Annotated in this window: 22 protein-coding genes; 19 read left to right on the forward strand and 3 right to left on the reverse strand. The window is 57.8% G+C overall.

Annotated features, from left to right (window positions below):
- Positions 1-10: 10 nt before the first annotated feature.
- From JOE56_RS09685 to nrdR, 17 genes are all read left to right on the forward strand, one after another.
- Positions 11-1,456 (forward strand): UDP-N-acetylmuramoyl-tripeptide--D-alanyl-D-alanine ligase, encoded by a 1,446-nt coding sequence (locus JOE56_RS09685; protein ID WP_204515807.1) that lies wholly within the window; start codon positions 11-13, stop codon positions 1,454-1,456.
- Positions 1,453-2,544 (forward strand): phospho-N-acetylmuramoyl-pentapeptide-transferase, encoded by a 1,092-nt coding sequence (gene mraY, locus JOE56_RS09690; protein WP_102238252.1) that lies wholly within the window; start codon positions 1,453-1,455, stop codon positions 2,542-2,544. Before JOE56_RS09685 ends, mraY begins: the two co-directional genes overlap by 4 nt.
- A complete protein-coding gene (murD, locus tag JOE56_RS09695) occupies positions 2,537-4,042 on the forward strand; it encodes a UDP-N-acetylmuramoyl-L-alanine--D-glutamate ligase (protein ID WP_204515808.1) in 1,506 nt (501 codons plus the stop codon). The genes mraY and murD overlap by 8 nt, the downstream gene beginning before the upstream one ends.
- Positions 4,043-4,044: 2 nt before the next feature.
- A complete protein-coding gene (gene ftsW / locus JOE56_RS09700; protein ID WP_204515809.1) occupies positions 4,045-5,301 on the forward strand; it encodes a putative lipid II flippase FtsW in 1,257 nt (418 codons plus the stop codon).
- On the forward strand, positions 5,294-6,448 hold the full coding sequence (gene murG / locus JOE56_RS09705; protein ID WP_204515810.1) for an undecaprenyldiphospho-muramoylpentapeptide beta-N-acetylglucosaminyltransferase: 1,155 nt from the start codon (positions 5,294-5,296) through the stop codon (positions 6,446-6,448). Before ftsW ends, murG begins: the two co-directional genes overlap by 8 nt.
- Positions 6,445-7,803: a UDP-N-acetylmuramate--L-alanine ligase gene (murC, locus tag JOE56_RS09710; RefSeq protein ID WP_204515811.1), complete on the forward strand. Its 1,359-nt coding sequence runs from the start codon at positions 6,445-6,447 to the stop codon at positions 7,801-7,803. Before murG ends, murC begins: the two co-directional genes overlap by 4 nt.
- Complete coding sequence (locus JOE56_RS09715) at positions 7,800-8,489, forward strand: cell division protein FtsQ/DivIB (RefSeq protein WP_204515812.1); 690 nt, start codon at positions 7,800-7,802, stop codon at positions 8,487-8,489. Before murC ends, JOE56_RS09715 begins: the two co-directional genes overlap by 4 nt.
- A 122-nt stretch (positions 8,490-8,611) precedes the next feature.
- Positions 8,612-9,772, forward strand: a complete 1,161-nt coding sequence (ftsZ, locus tag JOE56_RS09720; RefSeq protein ID WP_204515813.1) for a cell division protein FtsZ — start codon at positions 8,612-8,614, stop codon at positions 9,770-9,772.
- A 2-nt stretch (positions 9,773-9,774) separates the two neighbouring features.
- Positions 9,775-10,560, forward strand: coding sequence for a peptidoglycan editing factor PgeF (gene pgeF / locus JOE56_RS09725; protein ID WP_204515814.1), 786 nt, complete (start codon positions 9,775-9,777; stop codon positions 10,558-10,560).
- 57 nt (positions 10,561-10,617) lie between these two features.
- Positions 10,618-11,094 carry a cell division protein SepF gene (locus tag JOE56_RS09730; RefSeq protein WP_102238244.1) on the forward strand — a complete coding sequence of 159 codons (477 nt, stop codon included), beginning with the start codon at positions 10,618-10,620 and terminating at the stop codon, positions 11,092-11,094.
- Between the two features lie 68 nt (positions 11,095-11,162).
- Complete coding sequence (locus tag JOE56_RS09735) at positions 11,163-11,462, forward strand: YggT family protein (RefSeq protein WP_204515815.1); 300 nt, start codon at positions 11,163-11,165, stop codon at positions 11,460-11,462.
- 100 nt (positions 11,463-11,562) lie between these two features.
- The gene (locus tag JOE56_RS09740) at positions 11,563-12,450 is read left to right on the forward strand and encodes a DivIVA domain-containing protein (protein ID WP_204515816.1); all 888 of its coding nucleotides are present in this window, start codon (positions 11,563-11,565) and stop codon (positions 12,448-12,450) included.
- Positions 12,451-12,568: 118 nt separating this feature from the next.
- Positions 12,569-13,063, forward strand: coding sequence for a signal peptidase II (locus JOE56_RS09745; RefSeq protein WP_204515817.1), 495 nt, complete (start codon positions 12,569-12,571; stop codon positions 13,061-13,063).
- Entirely contained in the window at positions 13,063-13,989 is a 927-nt protein-coding gene (locus tag JOE56_RS09750) for an RluA family pseudouridine synthase (RefSeq protein WP_204515818.1), read from the forward strand. Before JOE56_RS09745 ends, JOE56_RS09750 begins: the two co-directional genes overlap by 1 nt.
- 50 nt (positions 13,990-14,039) lie before the next feature.
- Positions 14,040-17,531, forward strand: a complete 3,492-nt coding sequence (gene dnaE / locus JOE56_RS09755) for a DNA polymerase III subunit alpha (protein WP_239530793.1) — start codon at positions 14,040-14,042, stop codon at positions 17,529-17,531.
- Positions 17,532-17,593: 62 nt separating this feature from the next.
- Complete coding sequence (gene hisD / locus JOE56_RS09760) at positions 17,594-18,901, forward strand: histidinol dehydrogenase (RefSeq protein ID WP_338028659.1); 1,308 nt, start codon at positions 17,594-17,596, stop codon at positions 18,899-18,901.
- The gene (nrdR, locus tag JOE56_RS09765) at positions 18,901-19,368 is read left to right on the forward strand and encodes a transcriptional regulator NrdR (protein ID WP_102238238.1); all 468 of its coding nucleotides are present in this window, start codon (positions 18,901-18,903) and stop codon (positions 19,366-19,368) included. The genes hisD and nrdR overlap by 1 nt, the downstream gene beginning before the upstream one ends.
- Before the next feature lie 163 nt (positions 19,369-19,531).
- Here nrdR and JOE56_RS09770 read toward each other — a convergent pair whose 3' ends face one another.
- The 3 genes from JOE56_RS09770 to JOE56_RS09780 form a co-directional block, all read right to left on the reverse strand.
- Entirely contained in the window at positions 19,532-20,197 is a 666-nt protein-coding gene (locus JOE56_RS09770) for an 8-oxoguanine DNA glycosylase OGG fold protein (RefSeq protein WP_204515820.1), read from the reverse strand.
- A gap of 62 nt (positions 20,198-20,259) precedes the next feature.
- On the reverse strand, positions 20,260-22,446 hold the full coding sequence (locus JOE56_RS09775; RefSeq protein WP_338028660.1) for a HelD family protein: 2,187 nt from the start codon (positions 22,444-22,446) through the stop codon (positions 20,260-20,262).
- A 91-nt stretch (positions 22,447-22,537) separates the two neighbouring features.
- Complete coding sequence (locus tag JOE56_RS09780) at positions 22,538-23,290, reverse strand: spermidine synthase (protein WP_204515822.1); 753 nt, start codon at positions 23,288-23,290, stop codon at positions 22,538-22,540.
- Between the two features lie 803 nt (positions 23,291-24,093).
- Between JOE56_RS09780 and JOE56_RS11345 the strand changes: the two genes are divergently transcribed.
- Together JOE56_RS11345 and JOE56_RS09790 are read left to right on the forward strand one after the other, a co-directional pair.
- A complete protein-coding gene (locus JOE56_RS11345) occupies positions 24,094-24,540 on the forward strand; it encodes a hypothetical protein (protein ID WP_239530426.1) in 447 nt (148 codons plus the stop codon).
- Between the two features lie 114 nt (positions 24,541-24,654).
- Positions 24,655-26,121, forward strand: a complete 1,467-nt coding sequence (locus JOE56_RS09790; RefSeq protein WP_338028661.1) for an RNA polymerase sigma factor — start codon at positions 24,655-24,657, stop codon at positions 26,119-26,121.
- Positions 26,122-26,140: the final 19 nt, after the last annotated feature.

A 26,140-nucleotide genomic window follows, 5' to 3' on the forward strand; every position in this document is an offset into this window, starting at 1 on the left:
CAGGAATGATATGAAGGAATTCACCGCACAGCAGATTGCTGACATCGTTGGGGGAGAGCTGTATGGCATAGACCCCCAGACAACCCTGAGTGCCGGAGTTGAAACCGATTCCCGCGAAGTCTCCACCGGCGACATTTTTGTGGCTCGTCGAGGAGAAACGACGAACGGAATCGAGTTTGCGCCCTCGGCGATAGCCGCAGGTGCCGCGCTTGTGATCGCTGAAGCGGTCCCCACCGTTGGCGATGACACACTCCCATCGTGTGTGGTCACAGACGCGACAGTCGCGCTCGGAAAGCTCGCCTCGGCCAGTGTTGAAGCATTGCGCGAATCGATGACCGTCATCGCGATCACCGGCTCAAGTGGGAAAACCTCGGTGAAAGACCTCGTGTCTGTTCTTTTGGCCGGTGAAGGTGAAACCGTCTACCCGCCCAACTCGTACAACAACGAGGTGGGCGTTCCTCTGACAGCCCTGCAGGCAGGGGAGTCGACCCGTTTCCTCGTTCTCGAAATGGGCGCGCGATCCATCGGAAACCTCGCCTACCTCACGTCGCTTATCCGCCCCGATATTGCAGTCGAACTCAACGTCGGTGCCGCTCACTCGGGCGTTTTCGGTTCGATCGACAACACTGCGCGGGCCAAAGCAGAGCTGGTTGAGTCGCTTCAGGAACCAGGCTGGGCGGTCCTCAACGCCGACGACCCGCGCGTGCGTGACATGCAGAACGTGCTTGCCCAGGGTGTTAACACCATGTGGTTCAGCGAAGGCGAACCCACCAACCCAGACTCAACGGTGTGGGCGAGCGACGTCACCACGGGAGCAACCGGACGCTCTTCGTTTGTTTTGCACCTTCCTGGCGAAGAACCCGCACAGGTTGAACTGTCGCTCTTGGGTCAGCACCATGTCTCGAACGCGCTGGCGGCCGCGACCGTAGCGCACCTGTGTGGCGTGACTGCCCGCTCAATTGTGACCACCCTGGCTACCGCTGGTGCTGCAAGCAGGTGGCGAATGGAACTCGTCGACTCACCAAATGGTGTGACCGTCATCAACGACGCGTACAACGCCAACCCCGACTCTATGCGCGCCGCCCTCAAGACGCTCGCCGAGATGGGCCGAGGCGATGACGAGAACCCACCTCGGCGCACGGTAGCGGTGTTGGGTGAAATGCTCGAACTGGGCGATGCGTCAGTCGAAGAGCACGACAAAATTGGAAGCCTTGTGGTGCGCTTGAACATCTCACGCACGATCGCGGTAGGTGAAGGCGCACGTCCCATCTACCAGGCAGCAAACCTCGAAGGATCCTGGGGGAACGAAGCCACATGGGTTGAGAATGTCTCGGACGCCCGCGACCTTCTGCAATCCGAACTCAAACCAGGAGATCTGGTCCTTTTCAAGTCCTCGCGTGATGCTGGACTGCGCTTCCTCGGCGATGAGATCGCCGGAGTTTCGGGGGCCCAGTGATTGCCGTACTTCTTGCCGCATGCATTGCGCTCGTCCTGACGCTGGTGGGTACGCCCCTCTTTATCCGTGTGCTCGTGAAACGCGGTTACGGACAGTTCGTCCGCGACGACGGTCCAGCGTCCCACGCCACCAAGCGCGGTACCCCCACCATGGGTGGTGTCGTCATTCTGTTGTCGGCAGTTGTTGCGTACCTCCTGGGGCACTTGTTCACCAGTTCGAGCCCTACGCCTTCCGGCCTTTTGGTGTTGTGGTTGGCAGTGGGCCTGGGAATCGTCGGGTTCTTGGACGATTACATCAAAGTGTCCAAACAGCGGTCGCTCGGTCTGCGCCCCGCAGGCAAACTGATCGGGCAGGGTTTCGTGGGCGTCTCGTTCGCGGTTCTTGCCCTGCTTTTTCCGAATGACTACGGGCGCACTCCGGCGTCAGCAAAAATCTCTTTTTTGCGCGATATTGATGCGTTAGATCTCGCTTTCTGGGGAACAGCAGTGGGGATGGTCCTGTTTGTGGTGTGGGCCAACCTCATCATCACTGCTGCATCGAACGCGGTAAACCTCACCGATGGGTTGGACGGACTCGCTTCCGGTGCGGCCGCGGTGGTATTCGCCGGGTACGTCATCATTACGTCGTGGCAGTCGATCCAGAACTGTGACCTCATGAGCACTGCCCGCGCCGGATGCTACATCGTCCGCGACCCACGCGACTTGGCCATGGTCGCAGCGGCAATGGGGGCAGCGTGTATTGGGTTCCTGTGGTGGAACGCTTCGCCCGCCAAGATCTTCATGGGTGACACTGGTTCGCTCGGAATCGGTGGTGCGATTGGTGGTCTCGCGATGATGTCACGCACCGAGCTTCTGCTGGTTGTCTTGGGTGGCCTGTTTGTCATCATCACCGTTTCGGTGATTGTCCAGGTGACATCGTTCAAGCTTACCGGTAAACGCGTGTTCCGCATGGCCCCGCTGCAGCACCACTTTGAGCTGAAAGGATGGGGCGAAGTGACCATCGTGATCCGTTTCTGGATCGTGGCACTTATCGGTGTTGTGATCGCAGTGGCCCTGTTCTACGCCGAGTGGGTGTCCTACCTTGGCTGATGTCTTGGTACCCGGTGCCACACCCGTGGACTATCCGCTCGCTGACAAGATCCCCGAGCAGATTATTGGCCCTGAGTCGCCCTTAGACGGTCTCACGATTGTAGTGACAGGCTTGGGTGTTTCTGGCTACCCCATGGCCGTTCACCTCGCTGAACGAGGCGCTCACGTCATTTGTGTCGACGGCGACACTCAGATCGACCGGAGCGAACACGAAAAGATCCTGCGCGTATTCGACGTGGACATTCGCCGTGGCCCCGAACACGTCACGGAGCTTCCCACGGCCCCCGACGGTTCGCTTCCCGACCTGGTGTGTACGTCCCAGGGATGGCGTCCCGACCAGCCGCTTTTGGTGGACGCTCAAGCCAAGGGCGTGCCAGTGATCGGTGAAGTCGAACTTGCGTGGCGGGTGCGTGGCACGAACGCCGCACCGTGGCTGGTCGTCACGGGAACGAACGGTAAAACCACGGCCACGTCCATGCTCGCGTCGATGTTTCAGGCCGCGGGCGTGAACGCTGTTGCGTGTGGCAACATCGGTTCTCCTCTTCTTGAAGCTGTTTTGGACCCGGCTGCTGAAGTCCTTGCGATTGAGCTTGCGAGCTTTCAACTCCACTGGCAGTTTTCGATGTGCGCCCACGCCGCAGTGGTACTCAACCTCGCGCCTGATCACGTGGATTGGCACGGCTCGTATGAGAACTATGTGGCTGACAAAGCACGGGTGTTCTCGAACGTAATGAAGGCATGCGTGTACAACCGGGAAGATCTGGCTACGCGTACGTTGGTAGAAGATGCCGAGGTGGTTGCCGGGGCCCGCGCGGTCGGTTTTGGTTTGAGTGTCCCCGGGCCCGGAGAGTTTGGCCTGGTAGAAGACGTCTTAGTGGATCGCGCCTTTGCGCCTAACCGCTACTCGAGCGCGTTGGAATTGGCCAGCCTGGAGGATGTTGCGCACGCAGCTGGAACAACGTCTGCTCCAGCCCACTATGTCATGAACGCGTTAGCAGCGGCTGCGCTTGCTCGCAGTATCGACCTTCCACCAATTGCGGTGCGTGACGGCTTGCGGTCGTTCTCGCCAGGTGACCACCGGATGCGAGTTGTGCGCACACACGACGACATCACGTGGGTGAATGACTCGAAGGCGACGAACCCGCACGCAACAACGGCAGCGCTGGGATCCTTTGACCCGATCGTGTGGATCGCCGGTGGTCTGCCGAAAGGGGCCGACTACCACGACATCGTTGCCACCTTTAAAGACCGCCTCAGGTCAGTGGTCGTCATTGGTGAAGACGACTCTGCACTGAAGAGCGCACTGGAAGCGTCGCAGGTTGACGTGATCCGCATCCAACCTGGGCCCAAGGTCATGGAACGCGCGGTCAGTGCCGCTAACGACGCCGCGCAGGCTGGTGACACGGTGCTGTTGAGCCCAGCCGCAGCAAGCATGGATCAGTTCACGAACTACGTGGAGCGTGGCGACGCTTTTGAACAGGCAGTAAGCGAGCTGTAGACGTGGCGAGCCAGGCAGTAGAGAACCCGTCTCGTGCGCGCCGTTGGGTCGAGCAGTGGAAAGAACTGTTAGACGCCCCGGTCGCCACGTACCACATCGTGCTGTGGTGTGTTGTTCTGCTCACCTCGTTTGGTCTCATCATGGTGCTTTCGGCGTCGTCCATCACCTCGTACGCAGGTGGTGAGGGAAACCCTTTCAGTGTGTTTCTTCGGCAAGCCATGTTCGCTGTGGTCGGGATGGGCTTGATGTTTGTTGTCGCACACTTCAAGGTAAAGACCTGGAAGAAGCTCGCTCCCGTGCTTCTGATAGGTGGACTTCTGCTACAGGTTCTGCCGTTGACCCCGCTTGGCGTTGAAGTCAACGGAAACCGGTCATGGTTCTCGGTGGGTGGCGGTTTTCGAATCCAACCAGCGGAGTTCGTCAAGATTGCGCTGTCGCTGTACATCGGTCGTTTCATGGCAGCGAAAATCCGAGAGCTTTCGTCTTTTACCGTTGTGATTCCAGTCCTTGCCGCCACTGGCCTGTCGATCGGGCTCGTGATAGCCGGGCACGACCTCGGGACCGGGCTGGTGCTCATCGCAGTTGCCCTTGGCGCGCTTTTTGTGGGGGGACTGCCGTGGAAGTGGCTCATGACGCTCATGGCGGCCGCGATCGCTGGTGTGGCGGTGTTGGTTCTGACGAATGCGAACCGAATAGCGCGCATTCAAGCGATGTTCACCGGTCACTCGTCTGACGTGTCGGATCCGCTGGGGCAGCACTGGCAGTCCAACCACGGTCTGTACGCGCTTGCCTCCGGAGGATGGCTAGGAGTCGGCCTCGGTTGGAGCCGCGAAAAGTGGGCGTGGTTGCCGGAAGCTCACAACGACTTCATTTTCGCGATCATCGGCGAAGAGCTCGGGCTCGTGGGAACGTTGGCTGTAGTCTTGCTGTTTGCTCTTTTGAGCTACGGAATTGTGCGCATCATCATGCGTTCGCAGGACCGGTTTGTCCAAACGGCTTCGGCGGGACTCTTAGCGTGGTTGGCCGGTCAGGCGTTTATCAATATCTCGGTTGTGACTGGCCTGTTGCCGGTGATCGGTGTGCCTCTGCCATTCGTGTCATACGGTGGTTCTTCGCTGGCCGCGACACTGATAGCTGCGGGGGTTTTGTTGTCATTTGCACGTTCTGAACCTGGTGCTTCGGAAGCGCTTGCGTCGCGTGGTTTCCACCTGCGAAGTACGCTGCTGGGCCGAATGTCAAGAAAGAGTAAGAATGGTTAACGTCCTTTTTGCTGGTGGTGGGACAACGGGGCACGTGGCTCCGATGCTTGCCATTGTCCGCGACTTCACGTTCCAAGACCCCAACGGAAACGTGACGATCCTGGGTACCGAGGAAGGGCTAGAGAGTCGCCTCGTTCCTCAGGCAGGATATGAACTCAACACAATTGAAAAGGTGCCGTTTCCCCGCTCCATCAATGCGTCGCTTGTGAAGTTCCCCGGTCGTTTGGCCGGAGCAGTTTCGCGTACCAGGAACTTGATTAAGCAGAACAGCGTCGACGTGGTTGTGGGCGTGGGTGGATACGTGTCCACACCTGCCTACTTGGCCGCAAAATCCTTGGGAGTGCCAATCGTGATCCACGAAGGCAACGCCGTACCGGGACTAGCGAACAAACTGGGTGCGCGTTTTACCAAGCATGTCGGCTACACGTTCGCCTCGACCCCAATGAAGGGGAAGCACGTGGGAATGCCCATGCGTCGCGAGATCGCTCAGATCAACCGCAAGGACCCGCTGACTCGGTACGAAGCCATGCAGAAACTCGGCCTGGACGCGTCCCTTGCCACCGTGATCGTGACGGGCGGTTCCAGCGGTGCGCAGGCCATTAACGACGCGTTCTGCGACGCGGTTGACGAAATTCGGCGCACCGGTGTCCAGGTACTTCACATCACGGGAATCGGCAAGGCTGACAAGATTCGCGAAGCCACAGCAGACCTGCGCAACTACCATGTCACGGAGTACGTAGACGGTATGGAGACGGTGTACTCGGCTGCGGACCTTCTGATTTGTCGAGCTGGCGCAGGGACCGTCGCCGAGGTGACCATCGCCCAAGTGCCGGCTCTGTATGTTCCACTGGCGATCGGCAACGGCGAACAAGTGAAAAATGCCTCGGATCCTGTCACTGCCGGTGGGGCGCTCATGGTGGACAACGCGGCGTTTAGCGCAACGACCATCAAGAACACGGTGATTCCGCTTGCCAAGGATCCCCACCGTTTGAAGAACATGACCAAACGCTTGAACGAACTCAAGTTCCCGGCAACAGCCGACCGCGACGTGACACGCATGATCTTCGAGGCAGCGAACGTCCCGTACCCGGACAGGGCATACCCGTATGAACTCATGACCCGTGACGAACGAGAGGACCAGACGTGAGCACGTACCACTTCATTGGGATCGGAGGAGCCGGCATGTCCGGCATTGCCCGCATCATGCTCAGCCGTGGCTACACCGTGACTGGTTCAGACGCAAAAGAGTCAGCCGTGGTCGATGCGCTACGTGCTCAAGGTGCCCACGTGTTCATTGTGCACGACGGCTCGCACGTCGAAGGCGCCGACACCGTTGTTGTGTCTTCCGCGATCCGGCCCACTAACCCCGAAATCGTGCGCGCACAGGAACTCAACATTCCAGTGATTCACCGTTCGGACGCACTTGCCATGCTCATGGAGGGCAAGCGGACCATCGCGATCGCCGGTACGCATGGAAAAACGACAACCACCTCGATGACCACAGTGGCCCTGCAGGCGGCAGGGGAGGACCCTTCCTTTGCGATCGGTGGGCAACTCTCGAAAACTGGTACCAACGCGCACGCCGGTTCAGGAGATGTGTTCATCGCTGAGGCTGACGAATCTGACGGGTCGTTCTTAAAGTACCGCCCAGAGGTTGGCGTCATCACGAACGCTGAAGCAGATCACCTCGACCACTATGGGAGTTGGGAGCGTGTCCGCGAAGCATTCGTCGACTTTAGCTCCCACGTAGGAAAAATGAGCGGGACCCTCATCGTGTGTGCAGACGACGAAGGTGCGGCCTCGATCGGACGTGAAGCTCGTGAACGAGGGACCAGCGTCATCTTCTACGGTGAAAACGACGATGCTGATGCGTGCGTTAAGGCGACGACCCACGGACAAGGAGTCAGCGTTTCGATCACATACGAGGGGCAGATCTATGGGTTCGACATCGCATTGCCTGGAACGTACAACGCGCTCAATGCAACAGCTGCGTTCTTGAGTGCGCGCACGGTAGGAGCGAACCCTGCAGGAATCATCCAAGGGTTGGAAAGCTTCACGGGTACGCGTCGCCGTTTTGAACTGCGCGGAACCGAAAAGGGAGTGCGCGTCTACGACGACTACGCCCACCACCCCACCGAGGTGACAGCTCTGCTGACGGCAGCGAACAGAGTGGTAGACCCGTCAAACAAGGTCCACGTGGTATTTCAACCGCATCTGTTTAGCCGTACCAAGAACTTCTACCGTGAATTCGCACAAGCTTTGAGCCTGGCCGACGACGTTATCGTCCTGGACGTCTTTCCTGCACGCGAAGATCCAATTCCTGGCGTAACAGGGGAACTCATCGCTCGCGAAGTCACGAGCGACGTGACATATGTGCCCTCGTTTTCTGACGCAGTACCAACTGTCGTCGAACGTGTGAAACCCGGCGACATTGTTTTGACGGTGGGCGCAGGCGACGTCACGATCTTGGGACCGGAGCTACTGGGAGCACTCGCGCGGTGACATCCATCCCGGTCATTGGGAAGAAACGCGGAATCCACCTCGGTGTGAAGGTGGGAGCCGGAATCGTCGCGGGGCTCGTACTCGTTGCGTGTCTCATGTTCTTTACGCCCATCATGGGACTCAAAAACGTGAGCGTAGAGACCGGAGATCTGACTCCGGCAGAAGACGTGCGCACGTTTGTGCTCGAACGACATGGCGGACGTCCACTTCCCAGAATCTCCATGAATACGCTTTCTGGGGATATCCGCGCCGCATTCACGAAGTCCGAAAACGTGCGCGTGAGATGGTCAGGGATCAACGCTCTGCACGTCACCATCACGGATAAAAAACCCGTTGCAGCGCACAAAACCGACGACGGGTGGGTCAGGTACTCGTCGCGTGGCGAAGAAATCGACGTAGTTCAGCAAGATCCTGAGCTCGTCAACATTCGTGGAGGCAGCCCCCGCGCAATTGAACAAGCTCTCGTTGTGGTTAAACACGTGCCAGATATTTCACGCGTAGAGTCAGTCGATGCACAAACCGAAGACGCCATCACGGTGGTGGTGACGCACGATGAGTCCACGCGGCAAATCCGAGTAGGAGACGCCAGCGACATCGAGAAGAAGTTGAAAGTAGCGTTCAAACTCCTCGACCATTCCAAGGAATACGTCGATGTTTCTGCGCCAGATACCCCTGTCGCGCGATAAAGTTGAGGGCAGAGCCCACTCGGCTTAAACGACACACCGCGGCGGTAGTTGCGCGAGTCCGTGAGTGGCAATAGCGTCGAGACAAAGACACCTGTCCCTTAAGCGTCGAAAGAGGAACCGACTTGGCTGAATACCCTCAATCCGGAGCAGACATCAAGGTCGCCGGAACCGGTGGCGGTGGTGTTAACGCTGTACAGCGCATGATCGACGTGGGCCTCCGCGGTGTCGAATTCATCGCGATCAACACCGACGCCCAGGCACTCGTGCTGTCAGAAGCAGACACCAAACTTGAAATCGGGCGCGAGCTCACCCGCGGTCTCGGTGCCGGTGCCGACCCAGAGATTGGTCGCAAAGCTGCTGAAGACTCCGAAGAAGCCATCCAGGAAGCACTCGAAGGTGCCGACATGGTGTTCGTCACCGCAGGTGAAGGTGGCGGAACCGGAACGGGTGCGGCGCCAGTTGTCGCACGCATCGCCCGCTCACTGGGTGCGTTGACCATCGGTGTCGTCACACGCCCCTTTACCTTTGAAGGACGTCGTCGTTCCGCACAGGCCGAAGCCGGAATTGAAGCACTTCGCAAAGAAGTCGACACGCTGATCGTCATTCCGAACGACCGACTCCTCACGATCTCCGACCGCAACGTCTCGGTCGTTGAAGCGTTCAAGTCAGCCGACGAAGTTCTGCGCTCCGGTGTGCAGGGCATCACCGACCTGATCTCGACTCCCGGCATGATCAACCTGGACTTCGCCGACGTGAAGTCAGTCATGCAGGACGCGGGAACCGCGCTCATGGGTATCGGTTCTGCGGTCGGTGAAGACCGCGCAGTCAAGGCAGCCGAAGCAGCAATCGCTTCGCCGCTGTTGGAAGCGAGCATCGAAGGTGCGCACGGAGTCCTTCTCTCGATCCAAGGTGGCACCGACCTCGGCTTGTTCGAAGTCAACGAAGCCGCCCGCCTGGTGCAGGAAGCCGCTCACCCAGAAGCCAACATCATTTTTGGTACCGTGATCGACTCCAACCTGGGCGACGAATGCCGTATCACCGTTATTGCGGCTGGTTTCGACGTTCCTAAGAGCGAAACTCAGTCGGCAAGCCCAGCGGTGGCGACACAGGAAGCCGCGCCCGCCTCGGACGGTCCTGCACAGGAAGCGGAAGAGAGCCCAGCGCCGGCGCCGACAACGGAAGCCGAGCCAGCCCCTGCGGCGCCTCCAGTTCCGGAGTCCCTGCCCGAAGAGCGAACCAAGAACTTCGATAACAACATCGAAATTCCGGACTTCTTGAAGTAAACGTGCTCTACAGCCGTTTCGTCCTCCCCAGCAGTCGCACACGCGCGCACGTTGCGTTCACCGACCGCTGGGGAGGTTTCAGTTCTACCCCATTTAGCACGCTGAACCTGGCGTTGCACGTGGGTGACGATGGCACAGATGTGGCGGCTAACAGGGGAGTCCTCGCCAATACGCTGGGGCTCAATCCTGAAGCCCTGCGGTTCATCGACCAGGTTCACGGAAACCGGGTGATCGCGTGGGACGCAGACGGAGCGCACGATCCCCACACAGGTGAACGCACGGAGTCGGTGACGGCTGACGCGCACGTGACGAAAACGCCTGGGCTGGGGTTGGTCATCATGGTGGCTGACTGTGTGCCGGTGATGTTCGCAGACCCCGAGGTCGGTGTCATTGGGGCGGCGCACGCAGGGCGAGCAGGAATGGTAGACGGCGTGGTGCCAGCAACGGTGGCGGCCATGCGTGAACTAGGTGCGTCTAAGATCCAGGTGGCGATCGGCCCGTCGATTTGCCCCCGCTGCTATGAAGTTCCTACTGACATGCGCGCTCAAGTATCAAGCGTTGAACCGGTAACGGCTTCGGTTTCCCGGGAGGGAACACCCGCTTTGGATGTCGCTGCCGGGGTCGCTGAACAGGCCGCCCGTGAAGGGTGTGAGATTGTCGACTTCTCGAGCACGTGTACTCGCGAGTCCTCAGATCTGTTTTCCTACCGCAAAGACTCTGTTACAGGTCGGTTCGGCGGTCTGGTGTGGCTAGAAGAATTAACGACACACCCACGCAAAGACGCATAACAACACCCGCCCTCCGGTACCTTCAAATAAGAGGGAACCAAACCACGAGGAGGGCCAATGTCCACCCTGAAGAAAATCAGCAACTACTTTGGCTTCGGCGAAGAAGAAGCCTACGAAGCCGAGCCACGTCACGAACGCAACAGTCAGTACGAAGCTCCTGTGTACGAAGAAGAACCACAGGAAGAGGAACCCGCTGACGTCACGCCTATCCGTTCTTCTGTCCGCCCAGTAGAAACGGCATCGCCTGCGAACATGTCAAACATCCACGTGATCCACCCACGCAGCTACAACGATGCGAAAACGATCGGTACTGCTTTCCGCGACGGAATCCCCGTTGTCATGAATCTGTCTGCCATGGACGAAGCCAACGCAAAGCGTTTGGTGGACTTCTCTGCGGGCTTGATCTTTGGCTTGCACGGATCGATCTCTAAAGTGACAAACAACGTGTTTTTGCTTACTCCTGCCAACGTTGAGGTGGGCGAAGAAACCGATTCCGTAGCAAAGACCCAGGCGAGCTTTTTTAACCAAAGCTAATTCGTGATTGTTCCCTCTGACGGGCTACCGTATACGGTGGTCCGTCAATTTTTTCTGAAAGAGGTTTCGTGGCAATAGTTCTACAGATTCTTGCGTGGCTCTTGTCGCTGTACGTGTATGTACTTATCGGCCGAGTCATTATCGATCTGATTCAAGTCTTTGCCCGAGACTGGCGCCCCACGGGTGTGGTGTTGGTGCTGTGTGAAATCATTTACACCATCACCGACCCTCCAATTAAGGCAATTCGCAAAGTGATTCCTCCACTCAGACTAGGAAATGTTGCGATTGACCTAGGGTTTATCCTTGTATTTATTGGGGTTCAGATGCTTTCGAGGTTTCTCTTCGTCCTCTCGACGCAGGTAGGTTAGACTGTCTCCATATGATGACTTGACACATTCATGCTGGTGGTGCGGTATTGTGGCAGTGATCATCAAAAAAGAATTTGTACGCACAACCGAAGGTGGCCACATGGCTCTTACGCCTGAAGACGTAGTCAACAAACAGTTCCAGCACGTTAAGTTCCGTGAAGGATACGACGTAGACCAGGTTGATGACTTCCTCGACGAGGTTGTCGTTGAACTGCGTCGCTTGAACGAAGAGAACGATTCACTTCGTCAGAAACTGTCTGTGGCTGAACAGCGCGTAGCCGAACTCGAAGCTAAGGGTTCGAACACTGAAGACGTGAACGCTACCCAGGCAATGCCAGCAGCTGTTGATGCTCCTAAGGAAGAAGCGCCTAAGGAAGCCGCTACTAAGAAGGAAGAAGCTAAGCCTGTTGTTGCTCCACAGCAGCCTGCTTCTGTTAAGGCGGAACCTGCTGAGGCTGACGCTCCAAAGGAAGAGGCACCTAAGGCTGAAGCGCCAAAGGCCGAAGCACCTAAGGCCGAGGTTGCCGACGACGCTAAGGTTGGCGAAGAAACCCAGGTTGCTCCTGCAGTTGCTACCCCAGACGCAAAGCCTGCAGCTGCTCCTGCCGCACCTGCTGCCACCGCACCTGCTGCGGCTCCTGTTGCTGGCGCAGGCGACAAGGACGCTCACGGCCTGATCGCTTTGGCACAGCGCGTCCACGACGAACACGTTGCTGAAGGTGAGAAGACCCGCGACCGACTGATCGGTGAAGCGAAGAAGAAAGCTGCCGACATCGTTTCTGAAGCTCAGAAGAAGCGTGACGAAACCCTGCAGCAGCTTGAGACGCAGAAGGTCAACCTGGAGAAGGACATCGACGGTCTGCAGAACTTCGAACGTCAGTACCGCACCCGTCTCAAGAGCTACCTCACCGACCAGTTGCGCGACCTCGAAAGCTCAGGTTCGCTTGCTCCTGAGACCCTTTCCAAGGACGCTAAGCACACTCTGTAAACAAGAGTCCGTGTGTAGTCTTTGACACAAACACGTTAAACGCACCGCACGTTCCGACGTGCGGTGCGTTTGTATATCGTAAGATCGAATTCGTTGACGAAGCCCAAAGGAGAAGTACGTGAGCACACGAGCTGTGACGCTATATGCACTAGCGCTAGGCGTCATCGCCATTGATCAGCTCGCAAAAGTTCTCGCGGTTAACCTCCTTCAAGGTCAGCCACGAATCGCAATCGTGGGCGACCTGGTGGGACTCACGTTTTTGCGCAATCCCGGAGCAGCGTTCGGAATCGGTGCCGGGGCAACGTGGATTTTTTCGGTGATCGCCATTGCAGTGTTCGCGGTGATCGTCTTTATCTCTCGTAGACTTGCCTCAACGTGGTGGGCAATCGGCCTGGGCTTGCTGTTAGGCGGTTTGACGGGGAACCTCATCGACAGGTTTTTCCGCATGCCAGCAAATGGGCAAGTCCCACAGTTTATGCACGGAGCCGTTGTCGATTTCATTGATTTGCACTTCTTTGTGTGCAACATTGCTGATATCGCAATCACAGGTGCAGCCGTCGTCATTGCACTTCTCACACTCAAAGGCACCAGCATCGACGGGAGGGAAGAGTAGTGGAACGCTCAATCCTTGTGCCCGAAGGGCTCGAAGGTGAACGCATCGATACCGCACTGTCGCGCCTCCTAGGCCTGTCACGTTCGGCAGCTGCCGGACTCGCCGAGAACGGCGACGTTGAAGTCGACGGTGCCAAGGTGCCTAAGTCGATGCGAGTGACGGCAGGTTCACGTATCGACGTGACAATGCCGCAGCCTAAGGAACCGTTGTCGATCGTTGCTGAACCAGTACCGGGAATGAATGTGATCTACGACGACGACGCGTTTGTCGTGGTCGACAAACCAGTCGGAGTCGCGGCACACGCGGCCGCCGGGTGGTCCGGCCCCACCGTGATCGGTGGTCTTGCCGCAGCTGGGTACCAGATTGCCACCTCGGGAGCGGCTGAACGGCAAGGGATCGTTCAGCGTCTGGACGTGGGCACCTCGGGAGTCATGGTGGTCGCCAAAGGCGAACACGCCTACTCCGTCCTCAAACGGGCGTTTAAAGAACGCACCGTCGACAAGACCTACCACGCCCTTGTGCAGGGGCTCCCAGACCCCGTGGTGGGCACAATCGAAGCTCCGATCGGCCGGCACCCACGCAAAGACGGTCTGTACGCGGTACGCACAGACGGCAAACACGCCGTCACTCATTACGAAGTGATTGAAGCCTACAGGTCAGCGTCGCTGATTGAAGTCAAGCTGGAAACCGGGCGCACGCACCAGATTCGCGTACACATGTCCGCTACTAAACGGCCTTGCTGCGGTGACATTCCCTACGGGGCGGACCCCGTGTTAGCTCAGAAACTGGGGCTTGAACGCCAGTGGCTCCACGCCGTCAAACTCGGTTTCGAGCACCCCGAAACAGGGGAGTATGTCGAATTCACATCTGACTATCCACACGATCTCGAGACCGCGCTCGAACGCTTACGAGCAGCACAGTGGTGAGGTAATTGGCTGACGACTTCGTACACCTGCACGTCCACACTGAGTACTCGATGCTCGACGGGGCGGCCCGTCTGGGTGACCTCATGGCGGCAACTAACGAACTGGGAATGCACGCATTGGCCACCACCGACCACGGGTACCTGTTTGGTGCGTTCGACTTCTGGAACCAGGCCACTAAAGCGGGTATCAAACCCATCATTGGTGTCGAAGCCTACGTGACTCCCGGAACGGCACGTAACGACAAAACCGTCGTGAAGTGGCGCACCGACGAGTCCCAGCGTTCCGACGACGTGTCAGGTGGTGGTCGCTACACGCACATGACACTCCTGTCGCGCAACAACCGGGGAATGCAGAACCTGTTCAAAGCCTCGTCTTTGGCATCTTTGGATTCCGCTTTGGGTAACCGCCCGCGTTTGGACCGGGAACTTTTGCAGAACTATTCGGAAGGTCTGATCGCGACCACCGGGTGCCCGTCCGGTGAAGTCCAGACACGTCTGCGTTTGGGCCAGTACGAAGAAGCCCGCAAAGCGGCGGGGGAGTACCGCGAAATTTTTGGCGCGGACTACTACTTCTGCGAACTCATGGACCACGGGCTCGAAATTGAACGCCGTGTCACCAAGGATCTTTTGCGGCTGGCTAAAGAGCTCAACCTGCCGCTTGTCGCCACCAACGACTTGCACTACACCCATGAGTCCGACGCCACAGCGCACGAGGCTCTGCTGGCTTTGCAATCCGGGTCCAAACTTCTTGAACCCACTTATGATCAGGGCGGAAGCCGGTTCGCGTTCTCGGGAACCGGCTACTACCTCAAATCGCCTGCCGAAATGCGACACCTGTTCAAAGAGCTCCCCGAAGCCTGCGACAACACGCTCAAAATCGCAGACATGTGCGACGTGTCGTTCGACACCAGCGCGAACTACATGCCCAAGTTCCCAACGCCCGAAGGCGAAGACGAAACGTCGTGGCTCATCAAAGAGGTCGACAAAGGGTTGCACTATCGCTACCCGCAGGGCATTCCTGATGAGGTGCGGAAGCAAGCCGACTACGAACTCGACATCATCATCAAGATGGGGTTCCCCGGTTACTTCCTGGTGGTTGCCGATTTCATTAACTGGTCCAAGGACAACGGAATCCGGGTGGGGCCAGGTCGTGGGTCCGGAGCGGGCTCCATGGTGGCGTACGCGATGCGTATCACCGACCTCGACCCCCTTCAGCACGGCCTGATCTTCGAACGGTTCCTCAACCCTGAACGTGTGTCCATGCCGGACTTCGACGTGGACTTTGACGACCGTCGACGCTCCGAAGTGATCGACTATGTGACACAGAAATACGGTTCCGAATACGTGGCGATGATCGTGACGTACGGAACCATCAAGACCAAACAAGCGCTCAAAGACGCGGCCCGCGTGCTGGGGCACCCGTTCTCGATGGGTGAAGAACTCACAAAAGCCCTGCCACCTGCCGCCATGGCAAAGGACATCCCTCTTGCCGACATCGAAAACCCGGAAGCACCTCGGTATAACGAAGCCGGGGACTTCCGCAACCTCCTTGCCACCAATGAACAAGCACGCGAAGTGTTTGAAACCGCCCGAGGTCTCGAAGGGCTGAAACGTCAGTGGGGCGTTCACGCGGCCGGCGTCATCATGTCGTCTGAGCCCATTATTGACGTCATCCCCATCATGCGACGCTTCCAAGACGGTCAGGTCATCACCCAGTTCGACTACCCCACCTCGGAGGGGCTGGGCCTTATCAAGATGGACTTCTTGGGGCTACGCAACCTCACCATCATTTCTGACGCTCTTGAAAACATTCAGCGCAACCGCGATGTCGAACTGGACCTTGAGCGCCTCGAGCTTGACGACGCCGACACGTACAAACTTCTGGCACGCGGGGACACGCTGGGTGTGTTCCAGCTCGACGGTGGGGGGCTACAAGGGTTGCTCAGGCTTATGCAGCCGGACAACTTCGAAGACATTTCCGCAACGCTTGCTCTGTACCGTCCGGGCCCCATGGGTGCCGACTCACACACCAACTACGCCAAGCGTAAGAACGGCCTGCAAGAGATTACCCCGATCCACCCGGAGCTTGCTGAACCGCTCAAGGAGATCCTGGACACCACGTTCGGTCTGATCATCTACCAGGAACAGGTGATGGCGATCGCGCAGAAGGTGGCCGGGTACTCGCTGGGTCAGGCCGATATTTTGCGCCGCGCGATGGGTAAGAAGAAGAAGGCCGAACTGGATAAGCAACAGGTCGGGTTCTTTGGTGGCATGAAGGAACGGGGCTACTCCGAAGAAGCAGCCCAAGCGCTGTGGGACATCCTCCTGCCATTCTCTGACTACGCGTTCAACAAGGCTCACTCCGCTGCGTACGGTGTGGTGTCTTACTGGACGGCGTATCTGAAAGCCCACTATCCGGCAGAATACATGGCCGCTCTGCTCACCAGCGTGGGTGACAACAAGGACAAACTGGCGGTGTACTTGGGTGAGTGCCGCAAAATGCACATCACGGTCCTGCCACCGGATGTAAACGAATCTGAACTCAACTTCACACCAGTGGGCAACGACATTCGCTTCGGCATGGGCGCGGTGCGTAACGTGGGCTACAACGTGGTCGACGGGATCGTGGAATCGCGTACCGAAAAAGGCTCGTTCACGTCGTTCTCCGACTTCTTGGACAAGGTGCCTGCACACGTGTGCAACAAGCGCACAGTGGAGTCTCTCATCAAATCCGGTGCCTTTGACTCGCTGGGTCACACCCGCAGGTCACTGGTCGAAGTTCACGAAGAAGCCGTCGATTCGGTTATTGGGGTGAAACGCCAGGAAGCCGCGGGGCAGTTTGATCTTTTCGCTGGGCTCGGTGACGAAGACTCTTCGAGCTTCTCGGTCCCTATCCCGGATCGAGTGGAGTGGGACAAGAAAGAGAAGCTGGCGTTTGAACGCGAGATGATTGGGCTGTACGTCTCGGACCACCCGCTCAACGGTCTTGAGGGGGTCATCGCGTCTGAATCCGATCTTCCTCTTGTGGATCTCATCAGCCACGGGCGACCCGACGGGTCCACCATCACGGTATGCGGCATGATCACGTCGCTTGTGCGGAAGGTTTCGAAGAACACGGGACGTCCATACGCGATTGTCACGATTGAAGACTTGGAGGCTTCGATCGAGGTGCTGTTCTTTGGTGACGTGTATGAACCCGTTGCCGACATTCTGACGAGTGATTTGATCGTGACGATCCGCGGGCGTGTCAAACAGTCCGAAGACCGTCCCATCAGTCTCATGGCACAGTCCGTCACGCTTCCCGATGTCTCCAACGCGTCTGGTAGCCCGTTGCAACTGACCATTCCGCTAGATCGCGCAACCCAGAACACCGTGGAGGAACTCGACGAGATTCTGCGCGCGAACCCTGGGCCCACGGAAGTACGGGTCAATGTGATGGAACCGGGGAAGCGCACGTTAATTCGTTTGAACCGCCGGGTCGAAACTGGCCCCAGCCTCTACGGGGACCTGAAGGCTCTGCTGGGCTCCCGCTGTCTGGGATGACCCGCTGCTATATGGGGGTGGGACGCCGAGGTGTTCCACACCACTCTGAGTAGAATGGCTGTGTGAACGAACTGTTAAGAATCATCAAGGTGCCAGCGGGAATTGCTACTCGTGAGCTTCGCTCACTCGTTCCGCGAGCACATGATTCTTTGGACAAGGCACGCTCCAGTGTCGCCCCAGTGGTTGACGATGTCCGGGACCGAGGTCGTGCAGCAGTCATCGATGCAACGTCGCGTTTCGACGGGGTTGAGTTAGAAAACGTGCGGGTTCCTCGCGAAGAACTCACCCGCGCTCTGGCCGAATTGGGCTCAGGAGTACGCGAAGCACTGGAAGAGTCAGTTGCGCGCTTGCGTCAGGTGAGCACACGCGATGTCCCGCAGGGTTCGACGACGGACTTTGGCGGTTCTGTCGTGTCAACGCGGTGGACCCCGGTGGACCGCGTGGGACTCTACGTTCCCGGTGGTCGTGCCGTGTACCCGTCCACGGTCGTTATGAACGCGGTGCCCGCACAGGTTGCGGGCGTGGGGTCGTTGGCGCTCGCGTCGCCTCCCGGACCTTCTGGTTTGCCTCACCCGGTAGTTTTGGCGACAGCTGAACTTTTGGGTGTGGATGAAGTGTGGGCCATGGGAGGAGCCCAAGCGATAGCGGCGTTTGCATACGGTTTTGACGACGGCGAAGCATGTGAGCCCGTCGATGTCATCACCGGTCCGGGTAATGCGTACGTGGCAGGCGCTAAGTCGCTTGTCCGGTCGTTTGTGGGCGTTGATTCGATTGCAGGGCCCACTGAGATCATCGTGTGTGCTGATGATCATGCGAGGCCTGAGTTTGTGGCCGCGGATCTCATCAGCCAGGCTGAGCACGACCCGTTGGCGGCTTCTGTTCTTGTCACGGACTCTTCCGACCTGGTGGCTCGTGTGCAGGACGAACTGGCCCGCCAGATCGAAGAAGCCACACACCGCGAACGGATCCGAGAAGCGTTTGCTGGGTCACAGTCGGGTGTTCTGTTGGTCGAATCGCGTGCGGACATGGTGCGCGTGGCGAACGTGTACGCGGGCGAACACGTCGAAGTCATGATCGAAAACCCTCACGAGTTTGCGCAGGCACTGCGCCACGGTGGAACGATTTTCATCGGCGACTACTCTCCTGTGGCATTGGGCGACTACTGCTCAGGGTCGAACCACGTACTGCCCACAAGCGGAACAGCTACCCACGCGTCGCCACTAGGGGTTCACAGTTTCATGAAGAGTAGCCAGGTTGTGAGCTACACACGTAACGGTTTGCTCGATGTGGCCGATCACATTGAGACGCTGGCCGATGCTGAAAACCTTCCCGCCCACGGTTATGCTGTGCATCTACGGAGGGAGAGCTAATGCACTGTCCGTTTTGTCGCCACAGTGATTCGCGTGTTGTCGATTCGAGAACCGCTGAAGACGGTGCGTCGATCCGCCGTCGCCGTCAATGCCCCAACTGCTCACGCCGCTTCACCACGATCGAAGCGACGAGCTTATCGGTGATTAAACGTTCGGGAGTCTCCGAAGAGTTTTCCCGTCAAAAAGTGGTCTCCGGTGTGCGTAAAGCATGCCAAGGACGTCCCGTCTCTGAGGACGATTTAGCGAAACTCGCTCAACGCGTCGAGGAGAACATCCGCTCGCAGGGGATCGCTGAAATCGATGCCGACGAAGTGGGATTGGCCATTCTGGACCCGCTACGTGAACTCGACCAGGTTGCGTACCTGCGTTTCGCTAGCGTGTACCAGGGGTTTGACTCACTCGAAGACTTTGAAGCGGCAATCTCCTCACTCCGTGCAGAACGCGAAAATGCACGTCTCGAACAGTAAAACCGTAGCCTAAATGGTCAGAAACTGATTCGGTTTGCTCCTTGCACTGGGGTTCTGTGTAAGATGAAAGGGCGCTATGGCGCCTGCCACTGGTGGCTTCGGAGGGGAAGCCGACGCCACCAGTGGCCTTCTTATATTCCTGCAGGTCACTCGCGGTAAACCTCTACGCTGCTTGCGCAAGCTGAGGCTTGCGCGTAACCGCCCGGATTCCCTGCGCTGTGAGCTGACATTCCACGTCCTCTGCTGTTGCGCTCGGACCCCACTCGTCAGCGATCTCGGACAGAGTACGCAGATAGGTTCCATACGTTGAGGCAGTCCACGCTGACCTTTGCTTCATGTTCAAAGCTCGAGCAGTTCGACCGTCGAGAATCAGCGGCATGTTCTCGCTTTCGTACAAGGGGTTGCGTCGCGAAAAGTACATGAGCTTCGTGAAATGCGACGGTCCCACGAACGGGATCCGCAGATCGGTGCTCCATGCCAGGTACGCATCTTCCGGTTCACATTCGCGGGTCCTCGTAATCGCGTCGTAAAGACGTAGAGCAAAATCTTCGGTTTCGAGCGGTTTGCATGCCCGGTAGACGGACCTGGGCGCGTTCCCGGCTGCCCACATGCTCACACCGGCATAGAAATTGAGTGCCGATTCAGGATCGTGGATGTGCGAACCCAAGTTAAAGAGAGTCCAACGGCTGATGACCTCGCTGGCTCCATTGAGAATCGCAGGGCGAGGACCCGTCCAAAACTTATCCCAGTGCGCTCTGCGCACGGGAGCTGACAGGGATGGAACGTGGGGTATATGTGGGCTGAACGATTGAATGAGTTGTGCGTACATTTTTCCTCCTGTTGTGTGTTGTGTACACGATCGTGACAGGAGGCACTGACACAGTTTTTCGATCACATGTACGAGTCGAGCACCGACTCATTCGACGTGACAACAGTGAGACGTGACGTTGCACGTGTCAGCGCAACATACAGCTCACCCACGCCTTTCTGCGAATGTGCAATGAACGCAGGCTCAAAAATCACGACGTTGTCGAACTCCAGACCCTTTGCTCCGAACGGCGTGAGAACAGCGACTGTGCGGTCGATCCCCGCAGGGCCCATACCGTAGTCAAGCCCCGTCTCCGTAAGCATTGCTTCAAGGATCTCGCGGTGTTCGGCGGCTGTGATGATCGCGCACGTTCCACCCAATTCCCGGTCAGTCAGCACTGAAGCCAACCGAGCCACGGACTCAGAAACCGAGGCAGTCCGAACGACCTCGGGATCGTGAGTGCCTTCCCTCACTGGGGTGGGGACGGCCAGCGTGGGGAAGTGGTCACTGAGAAGCTGGTTCGCAATCGACATGATGCGCCCCGGGGTGCGGTATGAAACCGTGAGCTCTTGAGCGTCAAAGGAATCGACGTGCGGTGACAGCATGGTGTTCCATGTGCGCTCTGAGTCCACAATTGAAGCCTGAGCCAGGTCACCCACAAGCGTGGCAGACTTGGACGGCACTCGGTTAAACAACAGGCGCAACTGCATGGGGCTGAGCTCTTGTGCCTCATCGACGATGAGGTGCCCATACGTCCATTCGCGATCCTCGCTGGCCCGCTCCGCCAAGGTCTGAGACGCGCCTGTGTCCGTGTACCGTTGCGCCAACTGCTCGGCAGAAATAAGGTCACCCGTTCCCGTCATCTCGAGGACACGTTCGGCGTATTCGACCTCGTGGTTCTGTGCATGTGCCTGACCGGGGGCGGCTCCTAATAGTTCGGCCAGCTCGTCCAGAAGAGGGACGTCCTCGACCGTAATGTCTGAGCCCGCAGGACGACGCAGACGCGCCATCTCTTCAAACGTCAGCACCTTGTCGGCAGCCGCCACCAACTTGTGCGGCTTGGAAAACAGAGCGTCCAGAACACCTCGGGGAGTCAACGGCAACCAGTGCGAGTTGATCGCAACACGAGCGTCGCGTGAGCGGCGCACATCATCGACGATTTCCGCAATCTGGTCCTGCGACGCACCGCCCTCGCCGTTATCCACGATCCGCTGTGCCAAAGCATTCATCAACGTTGTTGCAAAAACTTCGCGCGCGCGGTTGTGTGTGTACCCGGACCGGCGTGCTCGTTCGCGTGCGGTCTTCACCATGTCTCGAGTGAGCGTGACGCGCCGCAATCCCACGCTCAACTCGATGTCTGAAGCGGGGATTCGCTGGTAGTTCCGCACAGCACGCGACAGCACCTTCACCATGCGGAGGTCACCCTTCACCGCCGATGTGGCAGAAGAGTCCCGTAGCGTCGTATCGACCCCGGGGAACAGTTGGCCCGGGGTTAACAGAACGGCGCCTGTCTCACCCAAGCTGGGCAAGACCTTCTCGATGTACTTAAGGAACACAGGAGACGGCCCAACGATAAGAACACCCGACTGAGCTATGGTCGTGCGGTGTTTATATAGGAGGAACGCGGCGCGGTGGAGCGCAACAGCGGTCTTTCCTGTTCCAGGTCCACCCTGGACGACGACAACGCCCGAAAGTGGTTTACGAATAATCGCGTCCTGTTCTGCCTGAATCGTTTCGACGATGTTCGACATCCGGCCCGTGCGGTGGGCATCGAGCGAGGCGATCAGGGCGCCTTCGCCACGCAGGTGCTTACGCTTGTTAGAGTCCAAGTCGTTCAAGTTCAGAACATCGTCTTCGATGCCCACAACTTCACGCCCGCGCGTGGTGAGGTGACGCCTGAGCACCAGGTTTTCTGGTTGCGCGGCAGTCGCGCGATAAAACGGTTCACTGGCCGGGGCCCGCCAGTCCATGAGCAGCTGCGACCGGTCCTGATCGCTGATTCCGATCCGCCCGATATACGTGGTGGTGCCGTCGCGGTCGTCGATGCGCCCAAAGCACAGTCCTTCTTCGGCACTGTTGAGGCGAATGAGCTGATCTTCGTACACCGTGGCAAACGCATCGCGTTCAGACCTGTTCTGGTGGTGATTTCCCACGTGTGTGAGCCGTACACTCTGAAGTTTCTGGGTGGTTTCGGTACGGAGTTCGTCTAGCCTCGTGTAGACCGCATCGACGTGTTGCTGCTCGATGGAAATTTCGTTCAAATCGTTCACCCTGTACCTTTCCGGCATTCAATTATGCCGGAACCGAACGACCTTGGCGTCGAATTCCATGTGAATTTTGGTTCGTGCGCCGTGAGTTAAGTCATGCTTTGGTAACGGTGGCCGGAGCGAACCCAGTTCGCAATGCGGCAGCAAGGCCAGTTGCGTTGATGGTGCTCGCTGAGGCCACTACTACGACGTTCGCGCGCTGCCCCCGCGTCCGCCCGGTCGCGTTGACGACGTACACGTGTGCGAAGTGGGTGGCAAGCGCCTGGATTTCTTGTCGCGCGTGCGCTGGGGTTCCTGCGATATTGAATAGCGCCAGTCCTTGTGGTTGAAGGGCCGAGGCGGTGTGGGCAAAGTAGGCATCAGTCGTGAGTGCCTGTGGAGTTGCGTCTCCGTCGAACGCGTCACGGACCACGATGTCGAGGCTTTCCGGTGCGAACGTTTGGATCTCGCGTGCCCCGTCACCCACCCGGAGCGCAAGTGCGGGGGAGCGGGGAAGGTCAAACCACTGGCGTACGTAGTCCATGAGAAGAGCGTCGATGTCGATGGCTGTTTGCCGGGACCGTGGGTGAGTGGCGTGCAACCGGCGGGCTAGGGAACATCCGGCTGCTCCAATGTGGACTGCTCTGACCGAGGTGCCGGGCGGGAAAACCTGATCAATTGTGGTTGCCATCCAGTGGAGGTATGGGAAGTCTAAGCGATTCGGATCGTCCGTCGTGATCGACGAACTGGGTACTGAGTTGACGTAGAGAATCCACGAGTTGGGTTCATCTGGAATGGTTTCCTTGCGTGCAATTCCTGTGGATATCTCGACCTCGACGCTGGTGTCGCGTGCCCGTTTCCGTCCCATATGGGCCAAGTGTAGTTGTTGTCCCCGGTCACAGAGGTGGAATGCGGGAACCGTTCGTGTGTACACGGAGAGTGTTGCAGTGGCTTCTCGTTGTGGAGAAAACGGCTATATCCACAGGCTGAAACGAGTGGGTTTCCGGTGGAGTAGATGAGCATGAAAGTGAAGTCATGGAAACAATAAACATCAGTACACCCGTCGATATTGTTCGTCTCGTCAACATGGCCATGGGACACGTCCCGCCCGATTCGCTTGTTTTTGTTCTAAAGCGCAACGTGGAAGGTCCAGGGGCTCTGGGCGGAAGCGTACGCGTCAATTTCGATATGGAAGCTGTCCGTAGATTCAGTGCCGACGTCGCTCAACAAATAGCGCAGGTGGTTCTTCGTTTCGAGCCGTGCGAAGTGGTCTTCCCTGTGTTTTCGTGCGACGAAGTCGCTCAAGCTCTAGGGCACACAGGAGAAGAACTCAGGAGCTCCGATGTTCACGCTCTTGTTCACGCATGGACTGGGATTCAACGCGAACTCTCAAAAGTCGGAGTGAGATCTATTCCTCCTGTGTGGACAGGCCGCAACAAATGTGGCTGGGTTCTAGACCCAGAAATGTGTGCACCCGTTTCGAACGTAGAAACCACCACAAATCTGCCACCGCTGTCAGCACTCCCACGCGTCAGGAAACGTGTGCGTGCGCAACTCGAGAGCTGCGTAGGTGACAAACGGAGCGACCTCGAAGCGCTTATCAGTGATGCAAGTGAGCTTTGTTCCTTCGCTCTTTCAGAAAACACCCCGCCCGATTGGGACAGTATCCACGTGAGCGCAGGAGCAGTCCGAGCTATCGAGACGTTGAGCGACAACGGTGTAGGCCGAGACGCTCTCATCACTGTGTTTTCTGCGCGGCACCCCAGCTTTAGACCCGATGTGGTGGGGAACTTGAGTCCAGAAGAATTTCTGGAAACAATCTTGGAAATCTTAGAAGGGGACATTGAACAGTACCTTGCTGGAATGGACGCGATAAGGCCGCACATGCCATACACGTATTCCGTTCTTATGTACCTCAAACTCGTCGCAGTCCACGCTGCTGACGAGTACTTTAGTGAACTCCTAGGCGTGATCGCGTGGTTCGAATGGGTCGCCGGGCACAACTCGTACGCTCATCATTTCGCACGGTCGGCGCTCGCTGTCGACTCGGCCAATAGCTTTGCTGGCACTGTCGAAGCGTTTGTAGAGCGGGGGATCACCGCTGTGTGGACGCGTTAATTTCACTTGCCGGGAATATCGTGCGAAAATTGGGTGTTGACCCAGTTGTATCCGCGAGGATTTGACTTGGGTCTTAGTACTGCCCATGTGGCAACTTAGGTGAAAGGTGACTTCGTGCCAGCTGTCGATAACGAGAAGCAAGCCTCAACTACTGCAAAGAAGAAGGCGACAACATCTAAAGCCTCTACCACTGCAAAGAAGAAGGCGACATCGACATCTAAGTCAACAGCTTCGAAGACTACCGGCACCAAGAAGACCGCCACCACGGCTAAAAAGACTGCTACGACTGCAAAAACTTCCACAGCGAAAAAGAGCACCAGCACTGCCAAGAAGTCGACCGGTTCGACCGCGAAGAAGAGCACTGCAACTACCAAGAAATCCACCACGGCAGCCAAGTCGGCAGCTACTGCGAAGCGCGCGGCCAAAGCAACTGCGGCAAAAGAAGCAGCGGCAAAGACCTCGACCCGAAAGAAGGCTCAGGACGCTGAAGAGGTCGAGACCGACAAGGTCGAAACCGACGACGTCGAAGATCTCGCTACGACTGACGAATCGACGGAAACGCGTAACTCCCAAGAAGAGGAGAAGGACGCTCAGATTAAAGAAGCCGGTGGCTTCGTGGTGTCCGACACCGACGACGAGGATCAGCCTGCACAGCAGGTTGCGACTGCCGGTGCAACCGCTGACCCAGTTAAGGACTACCTCAAGCAGATCGGTAAGGTCGCACTCCTTAACGCCGCCGAGGAAGTCGACTTGGCAAAGCGTATTGAAGCCGGAATGTATGCTGAGCACCTTGTCGAAGAAGGCAAGGTTACCGAAGCGCGCGATCTTCGTGACTACAAGTGGATTATCCACGACGGTCGTATTGCCAAGAACCACCTGCTCGAAGCTAACCTTCGACTCGTGGTATCGCTTGCAAAGCGCTACACGGGTCGTGGAATGCTGTTCCTGGACTTGATCCAGGAAGGTAACTTGGGTCTGATTCGTGCGGTTGAAAAGTTCGACTACACCAAGGGCTTTAAGTTCTCCACGTACGCAACCTGGTGGATCCGCCAGGCGATTACCCGCGCTATGGCCGACCAGGCACGTACCATTCGTATCCCGGTTCACATGGTGGAAGTCATCAACAAGCTCGCACGTGTGCAGCGCCAGATGCTTCAAGACTTGGGTCGCGAACCCACGCCAGAAGAACTTGCTAAGGAACTCGACATGACCCCCGAACGTGTTGTCGAAGTTCAGAAGTACGGACGTGAACCGATCTCGCTACACACCCCGCTTGGTGAAGATGGTGACAGCGAATTTGGTGACCTCATTGAGGACTCCGAAGCCGTTGTGCCTGCTGACTCGGTCAGCTTCACCCTGCTTCAGGAACAGCTCCACTCGGTTCTCGACACCTTGTCAGAGCGCGAAGCTGGAGTCGTTTCGATGCGTTTCGGACTCAACGACGGGCAACCCAAGACGCTCGACGAGATCGGCAAGGTGTACGGCGTGACCCGCGAACGTATCCGCCAGATCGAATCGAAGACGATGGCTAAACTCCGCCACCCGTCCCGCTCCCAGGTGCTGCGCGACTACCTCGACTAATACCGAGGCCCATCAAGGG

The sequence above is a fragment of the Brevibacterium paucivorans genome, assembly GCF_016907735.1.
Lineage (GTDB): Bacteria > Actinomycetota > Actinomycetes > Actinomycetales > Brevibacteriaceae > Brevibacterium > Brevibacterium paucivorans.

Bases quoted from the DNA above. Each gene is read 5' to 3' on its own strand.
- JOE56_RS09685 (WP_204515807.1), top strand. From the start codon at position 11: ATGAAGGAATTCACCGCACAGCAGATTGCTGACATCGTTGGGGGAGAG.
- murG (WP_204515810.1), top strand. From the start codon at position 5,294: ATGGTTAACGTCCTTTTTGCTGGTGGTGGGACAACGGGGCACGTGGCT.
- JOE56_RS09730 (WP_102238244.1), top strand. From the start codon at position 10,618: ATGTCCACCCTGAAGAAAATCAGCAACTACTTTGGCTTCGGCGAAGAA.
- JOE56_RS09740 (WP_204515816.1), top strand. From the start codon at position 11,563: ATGGCTCTTACGCCTGAAGACGTAGTCAACAAACAGTTCCAGCACGTT.
- dnaE (WP_239530793.1), top strand. From the start codon at position 14,040: ATGCTCGACGGGGCGGCCCGTCTGGGTGACCTCATGGCGGCAACTAAC.
- nrdR (WP_102238238.1), top strand. From the start codon at position 18,901: ATGCACTGTCCGTTTTGTCGCCACAGTGATTCGCGTGTTGTCGATTCG.
- JOE56_RS09770 (WP_204515820.1), bottom strand. From the start codon at position 20,197: ATGTACGCACAACTCATTCAATCGTTCAGCCCACATATACCCCACGTT.
- JOE56_RS09780 (WP_204515822.1), bottom strand. From the start codon at position 23,290: ATGGGACGGAAACGGGCACGCGACACCAGCGTCGAGGTCGAGATATCC.